The sequence below is a fragment of the Brevundimonas sp. genome (assembly GCF_046295075.1).
Lineage (GTDB): Bacteria > Pseudomonadota > Alphaproteobacteria > Caulobacterales > Caulobacteraceae > Brevundimonas.
On record NZ_JBKBOC010000003.1, the window covers coordinates 141807 to 159080 of the forward strand.

General features: G+C 63.8%; 17 protein-coding genes. 4 read left to right on the forward strand and 13 right to left on the reverse strand.

The window, feature by feature from the left end; genetic code table 11:
* Positions 1-14 precede the first annotated feature (14 nt).
* Entirely contained in the window at positions 15-755 is a 741-nt protein-coding gene (locus ACK4MH_RS04060) for a hypothetical protein (protein WP_409715113.1), read from the forward strand.
* Positions 756-765: 10 nt separating this feature from the next.
* Here ACK4MH_RS04060 and ACK4MH_RS04065 read toward each other — a convergent pair whose 3' ends face one another.
* The 9 genes from ACK4MH_RS04065 to ACK4MH_RS04105 form a co-directional block, all read right to left on the reverse strand.
* On the reverse strand, positions 766-1164 hold the full coding sequence (locus ACK4MH_RS04065) for a hypothetical protein (protein ID WP_409715116.1): 399 nt from the start codon (positions 1162-1164) through the stop codon (positions 766-768).
* Positions 1165-1283: 119 nt separating this feature from the next.
* Positions 1284-2285, reverse strand: a complete 1002-nt coding sequence (locus ACK4MH_RS04070) for a phage minor head protein (protein WP_409715119.1) — start codon at positions 2283-2285, stop codon at positions 1284-1286.
* A complete protein-coding gene (locus tag ACK4MH_RS04075) occupies positions 2282-2803 on the reverse strand; it encodes a DnaT-like ssDNA-binding protein (RefSeq protein WP_409715122.1) in 522 nt (173 codons plus the stop codon). Before ACK4MH_RS04075 ends, ACK4MH_RS04070 begins: the two co-directional genes overlap by 4 nt.
* Before the next feature lie 185 nt (positions 2804-2988).
* Positions 2989-3897, reverse strand: coding sequence for a major capsid protein (locus ACK4MH_RS04080; protein WP_409715125.1), 909 nt, complete (start codon positions 3895-3897; stop codon positions 2989-2991).
* Positions 3898-3963: 66 nt separating this feature from the next.
* Positions 3964-4317, reverse strand: a complete 354-nt coding sequence (locus ACK4MH_RS04085) for a hypothetical protein (RefSeq protein WP_409715128.1) — start codon at positions 4315-4317, stop codon at positions 3964-3966.
* 11 nt (positions 4318-4328) lie between these two features.
* The gene (locus tag ACK4MH_RS04090) at positions 4329-5543 is read right to left on the reverse strand and encodes a hypothetical protein (protein WP_409715131.1); all 1215 of its coding nucleotides are present in this window, start codon (positions 5541-5543) and stop codon (positions 4329-4331) included.
* Positions 5544-5670: 127 nt separating this feature from the next.
* Positions 5671-7323: a terminase large subunit domain-containing protein gene (locus tag ACK4MH_RS04095; RefSeq protein ID WP_409715134.1), complete on the reverse strand. Its 1653-nt coding sequence runs from the start codon at positions 7321-7323 to the stop codon at positions 5671-5673.
* Between the two features lie 31 nt (positions 7324-7354).
* Complete coding sequence (locus ACK4MH_RS04100) at positions 7355-9127, reverse strand: DUF6538 domain-containing protein (RefSeq protein ID WP_409715137.1); 1773 nt, start codon at positions 9125-9127, stop codon at positions 7355-7357.
* 201 nt (positions 9128-9328) lie between these two features.
* Positions 9329-10054 (reverse strand): fatty acid desaturase, encoded by a 726-nt coding sequence (locus tag ACK4MH_RS04105; RefSeq protein WP_409715140.1) that lies wholly within the window; start codon positions 10052-10054, stop codon positions 9329-9331.
* 79 nt (positions 10055-10133) lie between these two features.
* On the opposite strand from ACK4MH_RS04105, the gene crtY reads away from it, so the two are divergent.
* The 3 genes from crtY to ACK4MH_RS04120 are packed head-to-tail and all read left to right on the forward strand — an operon-like array spanning position 10134 to position 13722.
* Complete coding sequence (gene crtY, locus ACK4MH_RS04110) at positions 10134-11312, forward strand: lycopene beta-cyclase CrtY (protein WP_409715143.1); 1179 nt, start codon at positions 10134-10136, stop codon at positions 11310-11312.
* The gene (locus ACK4MH_RS04115; protein WP_409715146.1) at positions 11312-12793 is read left to right on the forward strand and encodes a phytoene desaturase; all 1482 of its coding nucleotides are present in this window, start codon (positions 11312-11314) and stop codon (positions 12791-12793) included. Before crtY ends, ACK4MH_RS04115 begins: the two co-directional genes overlap by 1 nt.
* Positions 12790-13722, forward strand: a complete 933-nt coding sequence (locus ACK4MH_RS04120) for a phytoene/squalene synthase family protein (protein WP_409715149.1) — start codon at positions 12790-12792, stop codon at positions 13720-13722. Before ACK4MH_RS04115 ends, ACK4MH_RS04120 begins: the two co-directional genes overlap by 4 nt.
* A 4-nt stretch (positions 13723-13726) precedes the next feature.
* Here the strand turns inward: ACK4MH_RS04120 and ACK4MH_RS04125 are convergent, their stop codons facing one another.
* The 4 genes from ACK4MH_RS04125 to ACK4MH_RS04140 form a co-directional block, all read right to left on the reverse strand.
* The gene (locus tag ACK4MH_RS04125; protein WP_409715152.1) at positions 13727-14794 is read right to left on the reverse strand and encodes an ABC transporter permease; all 1068 of its coding nucleotides are present in this window, start codon (positions 14792-14794) and stop codon (positions 13727-13729) included.
* The gene (locus ACK4MH_RS04130) at positions 14791-15708 is read right to left on the reverse strand and encodes an ABC transporter ATP-binding protein (RefSeq protein ID WP_409715155.1); all 918 of its coding nucleotides are present in this window, start codon (positions 15706-15708) and stop codon (positions 14791-14793) included. The genes ACK4MH_RS04125 and ACK4MH_RS04130 overlap by 4 nt, the downstream gene beginning before the upstream one ends.
* Positions 15698-16594: a polyprenyl synthetase family protein gene (locus ACK4MH_RS04135; protein ID WP_409715158.1), complete on the reverse strand. Its 897-nt coding sequence runs from the start codon at positions 16592-16594 to the stop codon at positions 15698-15700. The genes ACK4MH_RS04130 and ACK4MH_RS04135 overlap by 11 nt, the downstream gene beginning before the upstream one ends.
* A 142-nt stretch (positions 16595-16736) precedes the next feature.
* Positions 16737-17222 carry a sterol desaturase family protein gene (locus ACK4MH_RS04140; protein ID WP_409715161.1) on the reverse strand — a complete coding sequence of 162 codons (486 nt, stop codon included), beginning with the start codon at positions 17220-17222 and terminating at the stop codon, positions 16737-16739.
* Positions 17223-17274 lie beyond the last annotated feature (52 nt).

Sequence of the window (17274 nt, forward strand, 5' to 3'; positions counted from 1 at the left end):
ACGGAGGTGGGGCAATGAAGGAGTTTAGCTGGGGAACGGTGCTGGTCGCCGCGCCGGTCGCTCATTTCTTTCTCGCTTCAGTATATTTGTATTCCTACTGCCTGGGATTTGGTGGGAATATCGCTAGCTTTGTGTCAGCAGAAGATGTTTTTTCAACTTCGATTAGGTTTCTTGCGCCGATATACCTGTTGATTGCGGCGGCTTCAGTGCCAACCTTCCGTCAAGAGATCGGCGATTGGCTTTCTGGCACGAAGAAACCTCGACACTACGGCCCTTCTCGCCCCATAAAAGTTCCTCTGTTATTTAAAATAACGGCGTGGATTCTTGCTGTCGCGCCAGTGTGTTCGGCTTTTCTAAGTTACAGCGTGGGTGACCCCATTAACGTATACGAGATGCTGGTAGGCTTGGGTGGCCTCACGATGCTCGGAGCCTCGTTGAGAATAAGAGATGACAGAGCGATAAACGCGGCTTTTGGTTTTCTATTCGTGACCGCGATTGTTTTCATAATCGGCGTGAACACAGGTCAGCAGGGGCGACACGTTGAATATACGTCATACAAAGACAGCAATCCATCCTGCAAAAGCTATGCGGTGCTTCGAAAGATGTCCGATCATTATCTAACTATAGGCAGTGACGGTCGGCATCACATGATCGATGACGAGTGCGCTGTGCGTTTCGACATCCCGCAGGTGAAGCCCGGCATAGACCGCAAGACCCTTCCCAAGTTTGTTCAGGACTTCTTTTTTGCAGGATGAGGCTGGCTTATTAGGCAGAGCCATACGTCGCATTGATCGCGTCCGCGAACGGGTCACCGCCCTTCGATCCACCCTTCGTCACGTCCCGGCTCTTTGCCGCCATGCCGAGCTTGATCAGCACCGCGCCCAGCGCCTGCGTGTTGCGCCGGAAGTTCTCCTCGTCGAACTTTTCTCCAGCGATCAGGCAGGCGGTGTCGCGGTCGCATAGGAAGGCTAGGGTCGCGGCCTGTCGGATCATGACCGCCTCCGAAGGTTTTGGCTGGCGGGCGAGCTGATCCATCAAGTCCCCAGCGATCATACGGAACGACCGTGCTGCGACGGTGCGGCCATCCACCTTCTGTCCGGCGATTTCTAGGTTGAAGACGGCGGATAGGTCCACTGTTTCGATATTTCTATTTGTCTGATTCATCGTGCCGCCTCCTTTCCGGGCGGGTGTTGTGAGGGTCATGGCATCGGGTGGTCGGGCAAGAGCGGCGGGGAAGGGGGGAGCCGGTCCCAGAAGGAATGAAGCGGCTGACCATCCCCGCATCACTCATCAGCATCGGACGGCCTTCTGACGACGACCCGGCAACGACAGTTCACTCCCAAGGGCGGGTTCATGACCGGCCCCAATGGCGTCTGGAAAGCCTGTCCTACGTCTATGCCGTTCGGGTTCATCGCCGTGACCATCCGGTGATCATGGCGGACCCGCTCATCACCTCTGGTCTTCCAGTAGCGACGTGCATCCCTTGGGATCGTTCGGTTCGCTTTTCCCTGTTTGAAGGCCAGGTATTCCCCCACGTGCATGGCTCGTGTCGCTTCTTGGCGGGCGATGATCGATTGCCTGTAGTTGATCAGGGCGCGGTCGTGTCGCCGTTGAACGTCTGTCGTGCCTTCTTCTGTCAAACCCTTGGCGAAAGCGCTTCGCAGTGCTGATCGTTGGGCGGCATTGAGGTGTTTCATATGCCGCTGAACGATGAGCTTGGCGGTCGCCGGGGTGACGTATGTCTTCCCATCCTGAACGCTTCGATCTTTCGCGGTTAGGGCTTCGTGCAGGGCGCGGGCGAAGTGTGCTGCTGATCTGGCTTGATCCGGAGCGAAGGCGATTGACCGAATGATCAGTGCGGCCTTTGCGCGGGCCGTCATGTCGCTCTTCTGAAGCTCACGATGCGCCGTCGTGATGGCCTCGTATGAATACCGGGCCATCGGTTGAAGGATGTTGCGTTCGATATCCTCCCGGAGTTTGGCGATATCGGTGCTGAGGTTCACGCGGGACTTGTGGCGGCTCGCGAAGGCTTTCATTGCGATCACGATGCTGCCTAGCAGGGCGTAGAAAAGCCCGCTGCTGAATGCCACGGCGAGGCCAGAGTGGACCCCTGCGTCGATATTCATCGCGCTGGCTATGGCTTCTTCGTCGCCAGCTTCAATCGCGGAGATCAGGGCGTCTATATCGACGGCATCCATAGCCCCCCCGTAGGCTTGCACCAGAGCTTCAAGGAACTCCCCTTCGAAGATCGCGGCTTGATGGTCGAAATGGTCGAGGGCGATCATGGGCGCACCGCCGCCCATCCAGAACCGGCGTTCATGAAGGGCGTGATCATCTGGCGGATGTGGCGTGGCAGTTCGTCGAGCGAGGGCGCGCGAAAAATCCCGCTCGTCTCGCCGATGGCGTAGCTGACCATCAGTTCCGGGGAGAGCGACATGTCTGCCCGCTTGGAGAGATGGGCGGCGAGCAACGCTGTGGCGCGCTGGATCTCCATAGGGATGCCGATAACCGCCGCGCCTGTATCGATGTGGACGGCGACGCGAGGAAATGCCTGGGCTTGATCCGGGGAGGCTTTGCGCCCCTTCCACGGTTGGGCGGCCATGACGGTGCTGGCGTCGATCAGAGCGGCCTTGTCATCGGCGCGGTCGGGAAGACGTTCCGGATCGTCGGTAGCAGCCTGTTTGTCGGCGGCAACGCGGGCCGTCCATTCGCGGCCATGAAGGCTTGTCGCGAGGATGCTGTCTGCGGCCTGAAGAGTTATCAGGCTGTCGTGGGGGGATAGGTCGTCGTCGTAATATTCCATGCTGTGGGTTCCAGAGTCGGCAAAGGCGGACCGGGCTGCAATCCCGGCCCGCCTGCTTTGTTGGCGTCTCGCGTGTTGGGCGCGGTCGCCGTGTGGGGAAGCCCCCTCGTGCCTTTGCTGAGTTACGAGGGGGCTTCCGTCGTCACCGGGGAGAGAAGGGAGACCCGGTGACGTTTGGGTGCGGGTCAGACGTTCGTCAGGCCCTTAAGGCGAGCGGCGCATCGACCGGATTTCAGAACGATGCCGCTGTAATGCTCGATGCGGGTTCGGAAGGCGGGCTTGTCATCCACCTCGCCAAGGTCGCGGACGCTGATCGGGGCAGTCTGAATCCCATGAAGCGCGTCCAAATCGAAGCGGATGGCATAGGCCGAAGTCGTCTTGTTGTTGGTGCCTTGCGTCTCGTCGCCAGACAGGATTTCATTGCCCTGGGTATCCAGCTCGATCGGTAGCAGCGGGACGCCGTTATGCGCGAGAACGGGACGACCGAAGTTCGGGATCATGATCGACTCGGGCGTGGTGCCGCCAGCGGCGCGAAGCGCGGCCCGATATGCTCGGATCACCGATTTACGGGCGAAGATAGCGGATGGCTGGCCTTGAACGGCGTCAACCAGCTCGTCGAACATGGCGAGCGTGATCGCACCGCCATTGGTGCCGGCGCTGATGATCTGGTTGCCGGTCAGGCGCTTCTTGATGCCGTCGAACTCTTTCGGGTTCGTGGCGGTATCGCCATCGAAGAAGGTCTGAAGCCACTTCAGCGACAGAGCCTTGGCTTTCATGGCGTCGTGTATGGCGCGGGTGTCGTTGTCGCCGGTCTGTTGAGCGATTTGAGCAACGTCAAAGTCGCTATCGCCGCCGATAATCGTCAGGCGTTCGGTTTGCGGGTTAATGACGCCCGTGCTTTCCGAATATCCTTCGTTGTATCCACGGAACTCAACGCCGGGAAGAGTATCCTCAACGTTGTAGGTGTATGCGTTGCCCGCCACGTTGGCGAAGGGCATGAGCGCAATGACGGGGTTTTCTCGGGCGAAGACTTCGACGACGCCGGATTGCAGGGGGTTCGGGTTGAGCTTGCTCCATTCGACTTGGGTCAGCATGTGTATAGACTTGAAAATCCTTTCTGCTGGCGCGGCCAGCGATGGGTGTGGGTGGGGAAAAGCGGATCAGGCGTTGCCGTAGCCGCGAGCCATCCGGGCATGTGCCGGGAGGGCAGAGAGGTCTTCAGGGCCGGGTGTCGTCGGCGGGCGGGTGGTGTCTGTCACTGGCACAGCGGGAGCCTTCGCGGCCTTCAGTGCAGCGGTGACGTGGGCGAAGAGCCGGTTGAACTTCGTCCCATCAGTGGGAAGGGCGGCGCGATCTGCCTCGGGGATCAGAGCCGTCAGATTGGTGATCATGCCGTCGATGTCTTCTTCGGCGCGCATGGCTGCGGTCTCGTCGCGAAGCGACTTGAGGTCGTCTTTCAGACGGGCCAGGTCTTCCGTGAGATCGAGAGGCGGCGTCGTGGTAGTGTCAGTCATCGGGCGTCCTTTCAGAGCGCGAGCAGTAGCTCCTGTGTTTCTTGTTTCCGGGTCATTAGGGCGCGGTAAGCGTCTTCACGGGTGGTGTAGCCGTCAGGGTTCAGCGTCATGAGAGCATCGACCGGGGACGAAATGCCGAGTTCCGCGCGCTCTTTCAGATTCGCGAGAACCTCAGATTCAGTGAGATTGTCCTGAAGCTCGGTGAAGTCCGCGCGAACGCTGGCGGTCTCCGGGATCGTGCCTGGGCGATGCGTGTTGATCACCCGCTTGATCACCTCGAACAGGCGGCGCTCGTAGCCCCGCCATAGGGCGATGTCATCGAGTCGCGCTTCCTTCAGGTCGATACGCTGGGCTTCCCGAGCCGAGCCGGACTCGGCGGTCTTCGAAAGGTCCAGCACATCAGCGGTGCAATCGTTGGTCGCCGCCGTGGACCGCATCAGGAACTCCAAGGCCTCTAGGATGTCCGGGATGGGCGTATTGGGCGCGGCGTAGGAGAACTCGCCGTCCTTGGGGAGCAGGATCACCTTGTCGGGGCCGGTGGCGATGGGATCGCCAATCGGAAGGCCCTTGGCGACCGCCTGCCCGTGGCTCTGAAGTTCAACAGCGCGCCACAGGTTCGTCAAACCGACGTTCAGCGCCTTTTGCGCTCCCATGAGGTCGTCGCCGCCCGGAAGGAAGAAGTCGGCATCGGGGAGGCGGTCGAACAGCGGGACGAAGGGCAGAATGCCGTAAGGGTTCACGCCATTAGCGTTGCCGGGGACCGGGACGGGGTGTCCATTGAAGTTCCTCCGCTGATAGGTGGAAGCCGACCAATCAGCATAGGTCGTCTTGGCGGGGTCGCTCGCGGAATGGGTGACGACGATCCGGGATGGATGCTCGGGATCGATCCATTCAGCGTCGAGGATGTTCGGGGTGTGGACGCGAACCTGAAGGCCTCGGTCTTCGGTCCATACGACCTGTAGCGCGGTTGTCTTGTGGAGTTTCGTCAGCTTCGACGCGCGTTTCATCACGGCGTCGATGTTGGCTTCCTGATAGAGGGCGGCGGCGGCGGCCTGATCCCATCCACCGAACGTGCGAACCGGGGGCGTCTGATAGGCCGTGGCGCGACGGCTCACGATCTTCTTGACGATGTTGACGTTGAAGACCCGGAAGGACTCCGGGTTTGCGAAGCGACGCCGGATCAGAGCCAGAGTTGTTTCGTCCTGTTTGTCGTCGAAAAACGCCAAGGCTTCGGCTGCGCGAAGTTTTCGAGTCTCCGATTTCCGAACCAAATCTAGGAATGACTTCCTTTCATCGCTAAAGCCCAACATGTCACTAGTATAGCACTACATGTTGCTTCTATGCAACAGGCAATCAGCGAGCAATCGTGTGACTTCCGACGTTTTTTAGCTTGTCGATGATGAAGGTTTCGACAGGGAGGTTATTCCGGGGGCTTCGCGCGGCGTATTGGTCGAACAGGTCGAACGCCCGCCGCATGGACCGACAGGACTTGGCGCACATCGGGATAGCCGCGCCGCCGTTCAGCGCGCACATGTGGCGCGTGGGGCCGGTGTCAGTGCAACGGACGCCGGGCAGTTCATAGGGGTTCAGGGTGATCTCCCGCGTGGCGAACATCGCCCATGCCAGCGAATACACCGCGTCATCATGCTTCCCTCGCGGGTGGCCGAACTTGGGAATGGCCTCGTTGCCGACCGTCTCCTTGCCGTCGTCCACGACTTCAAATGTTCGCAGCTCGTCGATCAAGCGGGTGAAGCGAGGATCAATGTGAAGGCGACCTTCAGACGCGGCGTTCGCGAGCAGCGTGAAGGCCTGATACTGCGCCTTCCGGCTCGGGGTGATCAGTTCGGTCCCGTCCGCGAACGGCTCCGCTTGCGCCCAATCATATACGTCCTGTGCGCCGTAGGTTTCGAGGCCGCACCGGGTCATTCCCCAATCGCGATGATAGCGTTTCAGGTTAGCCTTGATGCCAGCGAGCCGGGAGAACATCACCGAGTCCGAGTCCAGAACGAAATAGTGTTCTTCGTCGTCCTGGACGGTCATGACGATGGCTGTCGTGATGGTAGAGTCGCCGTGCTTCGACCCGCCGAACGCCCGGTCCAGCCCGCCGCTGACGACATAGCTGGCCCCAGCCGCGATAGCCTTGGGATCGGGGAGGTAGCTGACCTCTGTGCATTTCGAGAGCGTTTCGCTGTCGATCAGCAGACCAGACGCATCGCCCCATCGGTTCAGGTGCATGAGGTTGAAGGTCTGCGGGAGCATCCGCCTGGACGCCGCGCGTAGCTTCACCGGGTCGATCCACGATGGCCCATTGGCACAGGCGTCGTCGAGGTCAGTGTAGCTGATATGGCTGAAGAACAGGCTGGGATCGTCGCCAGCGACGTGCGCTTGATAGAGGTCGTAAAGCGGCGAGGACATCGGCCCGACCGTGGAGTCGATCAGCATCATCGATCCTTCGCTGTCGATCAGCGAGCCGGTCAGGACTTCAAGGACAGCGGACCCCTTTGAGGCGTGAAGTTCGCTGAGTTGGGCAGCCGTTAGCTTCTTGCCCCACAGTGCGGACGGGTTGGAGCTATAGGCTTGGATCACGGACGAGGTTGCAGGGAAGCGGATCGAGTCCGCGCCGACCTCAACCGTTCCGGCGCTGGCAAGGGCCTTCAGCATCGGCGTGTGGTCAAACGCCTCTCGCAAAGTCTTGAAGGCGGTATCGACAACCTGTTTTTCCGAGTTCGCGACGATGGCGATGGCCTCGGTGCGTTTCGTCAGGAAGCGCCACAGGATGATCATGACGCTGGTGGCGGTCTTTCCATGTCGCCGGGGCCACGAGAACACGACGGTCGAATGATCGCCGTCCAATGCTTGGATGATCTCGGCTCGCTCACGCGGGCCGGGGACGAAGGGGATGAAGCCGCCCTTCGAAGATCGGACGACGGGCTTTACGTCGTCGAGGAAGTTGAAGAAGCCGTTAGAACCGTTTTGCCACCGGGCTACCAAAGCAGATAAAGACATGTGATAATAATATCACATAAACAGCGAGTAGTCACCACGGTTTTAGGTGGGTTAGGTCTAGTCCTTCGAACGAAATATCCTTGATGGAGTCGTAAGTGTTCTTGATGTCCATCCGCCCAAGATAGTGGTCATCCATTCCGGTCTGCGCATGGCCGAGGATTTGATTTTGGTATTGGGCTGGAACCTGATGGGTAGCCATCTGCGTCTTCCATGTATGCCGGAAGCTGTAGAGGGTTGGCTTCGGGCGTCGTGCTGTGATCTTCGGGATGAGCCTGTCGTTCAGATTTCTAATCCATGACGCTGACGAGTAGAGCTTCCGGCCATTCGCCGGAAGTTTCCATGCGGGGAACAGGCGCGCGTCATCAGCCGCCCGGCGCTCATCCACATAGCGAAGAAAGCCAAGGCTGATCAGTTCCGGGTGGAGTGGGATGTCTCGCCGCGCGTTTTCCGTTTTATGTGACACGACGAAATCTCGCACGTCGTCAGGATCTTTCGGATCGTATTCGGTCAGTATGGAAATGTAGGGATGCCTTGCATTCCCCTTGATGTCGCTGACAGCGAGTTGAGCGATCTCGCTAGGCCGCGCGCCGGTGAAGAGCATCAGCAGAGGAGCCCATCGGCGGTGGTCGTCGAAGACATAGTTGCCGGGAATGTTGGGTCGACTCTCTGACAGGCACCCCGTGAAAATAGGAAGACGGAAGAAGGCGTTCAGCTCTTCCACCTTGAATGGATTTCGTGTCCGTCGTCCCTCAGCCTTAGTCGCGCCCCGGATTTTAATGCCGGTGCATGGGTTGAGAGGGACCGCCTCAAGGTCGCAAGCGTGGCCGAAGGCCCACCGAAGCACCGAGAAATAGTTGTCGCGGACCGTGTTGGGGGAGACTGTTGCGTAAGGAGTCTCGCGGGCCTGATTGGCGGCGATGGCGTCTTTCAGTCCCATGTCCTTGAAGCGCATTGTCATGCGATTGGGCATGTGATGGAGGTCGTTCACAAAGCGACGCACCACGCCCTTGTCGATCTTGTGGATAGGGACGGGGCCTAGATAATCCTGGAACAACTCGGCGGCGACCTTAACCTTGTGTTCCCAGTCGTTACCGTTCGGATTCTGACGCATCGCCTCGTCAGCCAGCTTCTTGAAGGTCCAATGCGCTTCGCGCCGCATTTGTGCGTCACCGGATTGGCTGATCGAGAGCGACATGAATGCGGGCGGAGAGGTCTTCCCGGCGGATAGATCGACGCGCGATCTGGTAAGGCTAAGCTCCGTCTCAAAAAGCGCTTTTGCTATTTTCCGTATCGCTGCTGGATCGCTCTCACATCCGAGACGCTTGGCTGTAGCTTGGGCGCTGACCTCAATGACCGGCGAAAGCTCCCGCCAAAGACGTTCACGCGCGGCATCCGCACTGTTGGGATCGTTAAGTGCGCCGACCTCCTGCGCGGCCAGCTCATCCATCATATCGCGGTGATCGGAAGCGTCTTCGAGCCGTTCGGACTGAAGAGAGATCATGCCGCGTTCGTAGCGGCTACGGGCTATGTGCGTGAGTAGGGAGGGCGTGAGGACTGCGCCCTCATCGCTTGTGACTACCGGCGCATGATGCGGCTCAAACAGGTCGTCGAGATTCAGCTCTTGGATGCGGCGTCGTGCATCCTTCAGCGTTCGAACGCCCAGCGACACCTGAAATACGTCGCGGCCTTTGAATGCGGGCTTGGACTGTAGGTCAGTGGGGACGCGACGGCGGTAATTATAGACGCCGTTTCGAACGATGAGGTGGGATGGAATGCCTGTCATGTCGTGCAGGGTGTGTGACAAAAAGTGTCACAGCACAAGCCATATAAATCAGCAAAAGCAATAGTTTCGACGATTCAATGGCTAGTGTGTCACACAGCAGAGAATCCCTCCGTCTCCGCCATCCCTTCATAAGTCTTCCGAACTGGCGACCTGATACGTGGTCCAGGCGGTTGCGCCGTTTACGATTTCTGACGCTGAGGCGAAGGAATCGCTTCTGTCGATCTAGCTGAACAATCGCCACCAGGGCTTCCACGGGGTCAGATGGTGCTCGTGGTGGCGGCCGAAGTGGAAGCAGGTCAGCAGGGACAGGAAGGGGCCGAACGGGCTGCTGCGGGCGTTGTGGTGGTCGGGGAAGGCGTCGTCGGTGTGGCGGTGGGGCAGCCAGGTGCCGAAGGTGAAGAGTTGGAGCGCCGAGAGCAGGGCGGGGGCGGCCCAGAAGACCAGCAGGTTCGGGACGTGCGCGCCCAAGGCGAAGACGGCGATGCAGACCAGCAAGGTCAGCACGGCCAGCTCGCGCCAGCCGAAATAGGTGCGGAAGAAACCGTAGAACCACGGAAGAAAGGCGCGCGGGGCGTCGGCATGGAAGTCGGGATCGTCCGGCGTGCCGGGCGCGGCGTGATGGCCGTGATGGGCGGTCTTCAGTGGCGTGAACCGGAAACCGGCGTAGAGGCCCAGCGCCAGGCTGCCGACCGCGACGTTCAGCCTGGGCCGGCCCGGCGCCAGCGAGCCGTGCATGGCGTCGTGCGCGACGATGAACAGGCCGACGGACAGCCAGGTCTGGATGGCGACGATCAGCGGGGCGATCAGAACGCTCCACGCCGTCCACCGGTGAAAATAGACGCCGTAGATATGCAGAACCAGCCAGGCCGACGCGATCATTCCGGCGAGCGTCAGACCGATCAGGGTCTGGTTCGGGACGATCCGGGGCGCAGGGGAGACGGCGGACATGGCGCGACACTAGCGCACTGTGGGCGGGTAAGCATCCTGTTCGCTTGCCGCATCCGTCGTCGCGTGCCACCTGTCAGGAATGCAGGCCGACGCCTTTGACACCTCCGGGCCCGACCTCCTCCTGATCGGCGGCGGCCTTGCCAACGGTCTGTTGGCGCTGCGCCTGTCGCAGGTTCGGCCCGAGCTGGATGTCCGAATCGTCGAGGCGACCGAGACGCTGGGCGGCGTGCACACCTGGTCCTTCTTCGAAGGTGATCTGACGGCGGCGCAGCACGGCTGGATCGACCCCTTGGTCGTGCATCGCTGGCCCGGCTATGCGGTTCGGTTTCCGCAGTTCGAGCGCAACCTCTCCACCGGCTATCGCAGCGTGACGGCCGAACGGTTCGCGGCGGTGGTCGGCGCGGCCTTGCCCGGCCGCATCATGCTGGGGGCGCCGGTCGTGTCGGTGTCCGAGACCGAGGCTGTGCTGGCCGACGGTCGGCGGCTGAAGGCCAAGGCGGTCATCGACGGGCGAGGGCCGGTCGCCACGCCGGACCTGGCGCTGGGCTTCCAGAAGTTCGTTGGGCTGGAGGTTCGACTGGCGGCGCCGCACGGCCTGACCGCACCCATCGTTATGGACGCCCGCGTCGATCAGGCGGGAGGCTATCGTTTTCTCTACACCCTGCCGTTCGACGACCGGACCTTGTTGATCGAGGATACCCGCTACACCGACGGCGCCGAGCTGGATCGCGACGTATTCAGGCAGGGCGTGCGCGACTATGCCGCACAGCAGGGGTGGGTCATCGAGACGGTGCTGAGGGAGGAGGACGGCGTCCTGCCCGTGGCCCTGGACGGCGACATCGCCGCGCATCTGACACGCATGGGGCCGACGGCGTTGAGCGGTCTTCGCGCGGGCCTGTTTCACCCGACCACCGGCTATTCCCTACCGGACGCGGTTCGCCTGGCCGATCATCTGGCGGATCGTCTGGCGAACGATTTTTCCGGTGCGACCCTGGCCGCCGACATCCGCCGCCATGCGTGTGACGTATGGGCGGGGCGAGGTTTTTATCGGTTGCTGAATCGGATGTTGTTTCGCGCGGCGCGCCCCGAAGAACGATACAGGTTGCTGGAGCGGTTCTATCGTCTGCCCCAGCCATTGATCGAACGCTTCTACGCCGCCGGATCCACCCTCGCCGACAAGGCGCGGATTCTGAGCGGAAAACCCCCGGTGCCCATCGGCGCCGCACTGACCTGTCTGGTCGAAAAAGGACGTGCGTGATGCGGGCTGCAGTGATCGGATCGGGTTTTGGGGGGCTGTCGCTGGCTATACGGCTGCAGTCGGCGGGCATCCAGACCACGGTGTTCGAGGCGCGCGATCTGGCGGGCGGCCGGGCCTATGTCTTCAAGGACAAGGGCTACACCTTCGACGCCGGTCCCACCGTCATCACCGATCCGTCGGCGCTGGAGGAGCTGTTCGAGGCCAGCGGCCGCAAGCTGTCGGACTATGTCGAACTGCTGCCGGTCGCGCCCTTCTATCGGCTGTGCTGGGAAGACGGCGACGTGTTCGACTACGTCAATGACCAGGACGAGCTGGATCGCCAGATCGTGGCGCGCAATCCGGCGGACAAGGAAGGCTATCGCAAGTTCCTGGCCTATTCCGAGGACCTGCTGAAGGAAGGCTATCTGAAGCTGGGGGCCGTGCCGTTCCTGGATTTCGCCAGCATGATCAAGGCGGCGCCCGAGCTGATGCGGCTTCAGGCCTGGCGGTCGGTCTATGACAAGGTGGCCAGCTTCATTCAGGACGAGCACCTGCGCCAGGCGTTCAGCTTCCACTCCCTGCTGGTCGGCGGCAATCCGTTCGCCACCTCGTCGATCTATGCGCTGATCCATGCGCTGGAGCGGCGCTGGGGCGTGTGGTTCCCGCGCGGCGGGACAGGCGCCCTGATCCAGGCCATGGTGCGCCTGCTTGAGGACCTGGGCGGCGAGGTCAGGCTGAACAGTCCGGTCGAACGGATCACGATGGCGAACGGCCGCGCGACCGGCGTGGTCGTGGGCGGCGAGACCTTGGCCTTCGACATGGTCGCGTCGAACGCCGACGTGGTCCACACCTATCAGCGCCTGCTGGGTCAGGAGCCGCGTGGCCAGAAGGAGGGCGCCAAGCTGGCGTCGCGGCGCCACTCCATGTCGCTGTTCGTCATCTATTTCGGCCTGAAGCGGGTCCACCCCGAGGTGCGCCACCACACGGTGCTGTTCGGCCCGCGCTATCGCGAGCTGATCGCCGAAATCTTCAAGGGGCCGAACCTGCCCGACGACTTCTCGCTGTATCTGCACGCGCCGACGCGGACCGATCCGTCCCTGGCGCCCGAAGGCTGCGACGCCTTCTATGTGCTGGCGCCCGTGCCGCATCTGGCCTCGGCGGACATCGACTGGGAGGTCGAGGGGCCGCGCTATCGCGACCGGATACTGGCCTATCTGGAGGAGCGCTACATCCCCGGCCTAACCGCCGATCTGGACACCTGCCGCATCTTCACGCCCGTCGATTTCCGCGACCAGCTGAACGCGCACCAGGGCTCGGCCTTCTCGCTGGAGCCGATCCTGACCCAGAGCGCCTGGTTCCGGGTGCACAATCGCGACGACCAGATCCCGAACCTGTATTTCGTGGGCGCCGGCACCCATCCGGGCGCGGGCGTGCCCGGCGTGGTCGGCTCGGCCAAGGCCACGGCCGCCCTGATGATCGAAGACGCGAGGCTGCCGGCATGACCGACGCCGTCCTGGACCACAGCCGCCAGGCGATGGAGCAGGGCTCCAAGAGCTTCGCCGCGGCGTCGCGTCTGTTTCCGGCGGCGATCCGCGACGACGCCTGGATGCTGTACTCGTGGTGCCGACACTGCGACGACGAGATCGACGGCCAGGTCCTGGGTCACGGCGCGGTCGGCATCGATCCGGTGTTGGCGGGCGAAAAGCTGGCAGAACTGCGCGCCCGCACCGCCGCGGCCCTGGCCGGAGAGCCGCAGACCGATCCGGTCTTCACCGCCTTCCAGCGCGTGGCGGATCGTCATTCCATCCCGGCCGAGGAGGCCATGGACCTGTTGCACGGGTTCGAGATGGATGTGGTCGGACGGCGTTACGACACGCTGGAGGACACGCTGGACTATGCCTATCACGTCGCGGGCGTGGTCGGGGTGATGATGGCCCGGATCATGGGGGTCGAGGACGCCCCCACCCTGCGCCGCGCTCAGGATCTGGGGCTTGCCTTCCAGCTGACGAACATCGCGCGCGACGTGGTCGAGGATGCGAAGGGCGGGCGGGTCTATCTGCCGGGCGCCTGGCTGGACGAGGCCGGGGTGCCGCGCGATGAGGTCGATCAGCCCCAGCACCGCGCCGCCGTCGCCCGCACGGCCCAGCGTCTGGTCGCGGCGGCCGAACCCTTCTACGCCTCGTCCCGGTGGGGCTTGCGCGATCTGAACCCGCGTTCGGCCTGGGCCATCGCCACGGCGCGCGGCGTCTATCGGTCGATCGGTCGCCATGTGTCGCGCGCCGGGCCGGCGGCCTGGGACGGGCGGACCTCGGTCGACAAGGCGGGCAAGCTGATGCTGCTGGGGCGGGGCGGGTTGATCGCCCTGTGGTGCAAGACGCTGGACGCCTGGCGTGAACCGCCACCGCGCCCCGCCCTGTGGACCCACGTCTGAGGGTTCAGCGCGCCGCGCGCCGCCGTTCCAGAACCAGGGATACCCCCAGGCCCGCCGCGCCGAGGGCGGCCAGAACTGCCCAGCCGGCGACGACGGCCGTCGTGAACTCGGCCCGCCAGATCACGGCCTGATAGGCCTCGATGGCCCAGGCGTGCGGCGTGATCCAGCCCAGGGCGCGGAAGGCCTCGGGCATCAGGAAGCGCGGCGCCATCGACCCTCCCAGCGCCGCCAGCAGCAGAACGACGAAGGTGGTCAGGGGCTGGGCCTGTTCGCGCGATCGACAGGCCGCCGTCAGCGCCAGGGCCAGACCCGCCGCCGAAAACCCGACCAGCACCGCCGTCACGGCCGCCGCCGCCGCCTGCCATGGCGCAAGATCAGGCAGTTTCGCCCAGGCCGCGACGAAGACGGCGGCCGACTGCATCACTCCCACGACCGTCAGCCACGCCGCCCGCCCGGCCAGGATCGGCGCCAGGCCGCCCCTCGCCAGCGCCAGTCGCGCCTGAAGCCCAGAACGGCGCTCGTCCAGTCCGCCCATCGCCCCATGCATGGCGGCGAAGAAGACGAACATGACGCCGACCGCCCCGGCGTAATAGGTGGCCTGGACATCGCCGGTCGGCCCGACCTGCACCGTCGCGACGCGCGCGGTGGGCGGCGCGACCTGGCCCGCCAATGCCGCCGCCATCGGCTCCAGCCGCGCCTGAATCGCGGCTGCCGCCACGTCGCGACCGGCGGCGGACACCACGACGACCTGGGGCGGGCGTCCGGCCGAGGGTCGGATCAGTATGCCGGCGTCCGCGCGACCGTCGATCACGGCGCGCTCCAGCTCACCCGCGTCCTCGACCGTGCGCAGCCGGGCGCCCATGTCGCGCGTCAGGGCGTCTTGCATCGCCGCCGTCGCCGGGGTGCGCGCCGCATCGTGCATCACCACGGCCGTGTCGATCTCGCCCCGCGCGCCCGCGCCGAAGATGGCCGCGAACAGCAGATAGACGAGCGGCGGCAGCAGCAGCGTCAGCACCACCCCGGCCCGGTCGCGCCAGAAACCCCTGGCCCAGGCGCCCGCCACGGCCATCATGACGACGCCCCCGACAGATGCGCGACCAGATCGTCCAGCCCGGGCCGGCGAACCGCGACCTCGCCCCCCTCGCCATCGACCACGGCGGCCAGCATCTGGGCGACGGCGAGCGCATCGTCGCAGAGGCGACGCCATTCCAGCCTGTCTTGGCCTTGGGTCAATCCAGCCTGGGCGAACCATTGTGCGGCGGCGTCCGAGGCCGGTCGTGTCAGACGAATGCTGAGCAGTCGCGCCGCGCCGAAGGCTTGGTGCAACAGGGCGTTCGGCGGCCCTTCCGCCAACAGCCGACCCTGCGCCAGCACGCCGATCCGGTCCGCCGTGTCGGACACAAAGACCGCGTCGTGGCTGATCAACAGGCAGCCTGCGCCCGCCTTGACCGTCTCGCGCAGGGCGGCGGACAGGACGCCGCGCGTACCGGCGTCCACCCCTTCCGTCGGCTCGTCAGCGATCAACAATCGGGGCTGTCCGACCAGGGCGGCGCTCAGGTTCGCGCGCCGTCGCCAGCCGCCGGACAGGGTGCGCACCGGCTGATCCGCGCGCGGACCGCAGCCGGTCAGATCGAGGGCGCGGTCCACCGCCGCGCGGCGGGCGTCGCGCGCGACCCCGCAAAGCCGCGCCGTCACCTCGACGTTCTCGCGCGGCGACAGGGCGGGAAACAGGGCGCTGTCCTGAGGCGCCAGGCCGATGCGGGCGCGTGTCTGGGTTCCATCGCCCACCGCCACACGGCCCCGGCGCACGGGCAGAAGGCCGCAGGCGACGCGCGCCACCGTGGACTTGCCCGCGCCGTTCGCGCCCAGCAGGGCGTATACCTCGCCCGCATTCAGGGTCAGGCTGAAATCCCGCAGCACCGGCCGGCCGTCATAGCCGGCCTCTATTCCGTCCAGGACCAGCGCCGGCGCGACGCTAGATCCCAAGATCGGCCTGCTGGAAGAGATCGCGGACATAGAGGGTCAGGGGGCTGTCGTGGCCGACCGCCTCGGCCGCCCTGGACAGGGACTGACGCACCGCCGCGCGGACGCGCCCTTCGCCCCACAGATCGACGAAGGTGGTCGTGTCCTGATCCTGGCCCACATCCTTGCCGACGGCGCTGGTGGTCGAACAGGCGTCCAGCAGATCGTCATAGAGCTGGAAGGCGAAACCCACCGACTCGCCGAAGGCCGAAAGCCGGGCCAGGTCGTCGGCGTCGCCCCCGCCCAGCAGGCCGCCGCCGCGCACCGTCGCCACGAACAGGGCGCCTGTCTTCAGGTCGTTGATCTGACGCAGGGCAACAGCGTCCCGCTCTTGCGCGTCGTCGCGCAGGTCGCGCATCTGCCCCTCGGCCAGACCGTCGAAACCGACGGCCTGCGTCAAAAGGTCCAGGGTGGCCACCCGCGTTTCGGCCGGCAGTCGGCTTTGCAGGATCAGTCGGGTGGACTGGTTGAGCAGGGCCACCGCCGCGAGCACGGCTGCATCTTCGCCGTGGCGGCGATGCAGCGTCGGCTGCCCCCGCCTCATGACCGCGTCGTCCATACAGGGCAGGTCGTCCAGCACCAGCGACGCCGCATGGACCATCTCCAGCGCACAGCCGTAATCCAGCGCATCGTCTGGACGCCCGCCGACATGGGCCGCCGCCAGCATGGCGAGCACCGGCCGAACCCGTTTTCCCTGTCCCAGCAAGGCCTCGCGCGCTGCCAGCGACAGCAGGCTGTCCGGCGACGGCGCCAGTTTGGCCAGGCGTGACTGGACCCGCAGACGCAGGTCGTCGGGCGCGCAAGGTTCGCATGCCACAGGCGGCTGGGGCCTCGCGCCGACGATCGCCATACAGGTCTCCTGGTGTCGTCTGACCGTCGCGTTGCGACGACGATCCGAACCGTTGTGATCGCATACGGCATCACGACCGCGTCGGATGCAAGCCGCCGTCGCCGTGTTTCCCGGTCATGAGATGCTCAGGAAACCGGCCGGCTCAGACGCCGCTGCTGGAAGAGCCGCGCTTCTGGGTCAGTTCGGCCTTCAGCGCCCGCGCCGACCGCACCCACAGAAAGCCGAACGAGACGCAGCCGTCTTTCGTCCGCACCGCGTGGTGCAGGCGGTGGGCCTGGATGCGACGGGTCCAGAAGCCTGACCGACCTTCGACGCCGGTCGGGAATCGCCGATGCACCAGGCCGTCGTGGAAATAGAAATAGATCATCCCATAGGCCGTCACGCCCAGGCCGATCGGCAAGGCCCAGGCCCAGACGTGCAGGCCCAGCGCGATCAAGATGATCGCCGGAGCCGCGAACACCACGGCGAACAGGTCGTTCTTTTCCAGGACATCGTCGTGCGGTTCGTGGTGGCTGCGGTGCCAGTCCCACAGCAGGCCGTGCATGACGTAGCGATGCATGGCCCAGGCGAAGACCTCCATCCCGAAGACGGTCACAAAGAACAGCAGGATCATCACCGGCAGAGACATGAGCGCATCATAGGCGGTTTGAACGGCGCCCGCCACGACTTGACCCGGACAT

Excerpts from the sequence above, each read along its gene's own strand:
- ACK4MH_RS04060 (WP_409715113.1), top strand. The coding sequence starts at position 15 with ATGAAGGAGTTTAGCTGGGGAACGGTGCTGGTCGCCGCGCCGGTCGCT.
- ACK4MH_RS04065 (WP_409715116.1), bottom strand. The coding sequence starts at position 1,164 with ATGAATCAGACAAATAGAAATATCGAAACAGTGGACCTATCCGCCGTC.
- ACK4MH_RS04070 (WP_409715119.1), bottom strand. The coding sequence starts at position 2,285 with ATGATCGCCCTCGACCATTTCGACCATCAAGCCGCGATCTTCGAAGGG.
- ACK4MH_RS04075 (WP_409715122.1), bottom strand. The coding sequence starts at position 2,803 with ATGGAATATTACGACGACGACCTATCCCCCCACGACAGCCTGATAACT.
- ACK4MH_RS04080 (WP_409715125.1), bottom strand. The coding sequence starts at position 3,897 with ATGCTGACCCAAGTCGAATGGAGCAAGCTCAACCCGAACCCCCTGCAA.
- ACK4MH_RS04085 (WP_409715128.1), bottom strand. The coding sequence starts at position 4,317 with ATGACTGACACTACCACGACGCCGCCTCTCGATCTCACGGAAGACCTG.
- ACK4MH_RS04095 (WP_409715134.1), bottom strand. The coding sequence starts at position 7,323 with ATGTCTTTATCTGCTTTGGTAGCCCGGTGGCAAAACGGTTCTAACGGC.
- ACK4MH_RS04105 (WP_409715140.1), bottom strand. The coding sequence starts at position 10,054 with ATGTCCGCCGTCTCCCCTGCGCCCCGGATCGTCCCGAACCAGACCCTG.
- crtY (WP_409715143.1), top strand. The coding sequence starts at position 10,134 with ATGCAGGCCGACGCCTTTGACACCTCCGGGCCCGACCTCCTCCTGATC.
- ACK4MH_RS04115 (WP_409715146.1), top strand. The coding sequence starts at position 11,312 with ATGCGGGCTGCAGTGATCGGATCGGGTTTTGGGGGGCTGTCGCTGGCT.
- ACK4MH_RS04120 (WP_409715149.1), top strand. The coding sequence starts at position 12,790 with ATGACCGACGCCGTCCTGGACCACAGCCGCCAGGCGATGGAGCAGGGC.
- ACK4MH_RS04125 (WP_409715152.1), bottom strand. The coding sequence starts at position 14,794 with ATGATGGCCGTGGCGGGCGCCTGGGCCAGGGGTTTCTGGCGCGACCGG.
- ACK4MH_RS04135 (WP_409715158.1), bottom strand. The coding sequence starts at position 16,594 with ATGGCGATCGTCGGCGCGAGGCCCCAGCCGCCTGTGGCATGCGAACCT.
- ACK4MH_RS04140 (WP_409715161.1), bottom strand. The coding sequence starts at position 17,222 with ATGTCTCTGCCGGTGATGATCCTGCTGTTCTTTGTGACCGTCTTCGGG.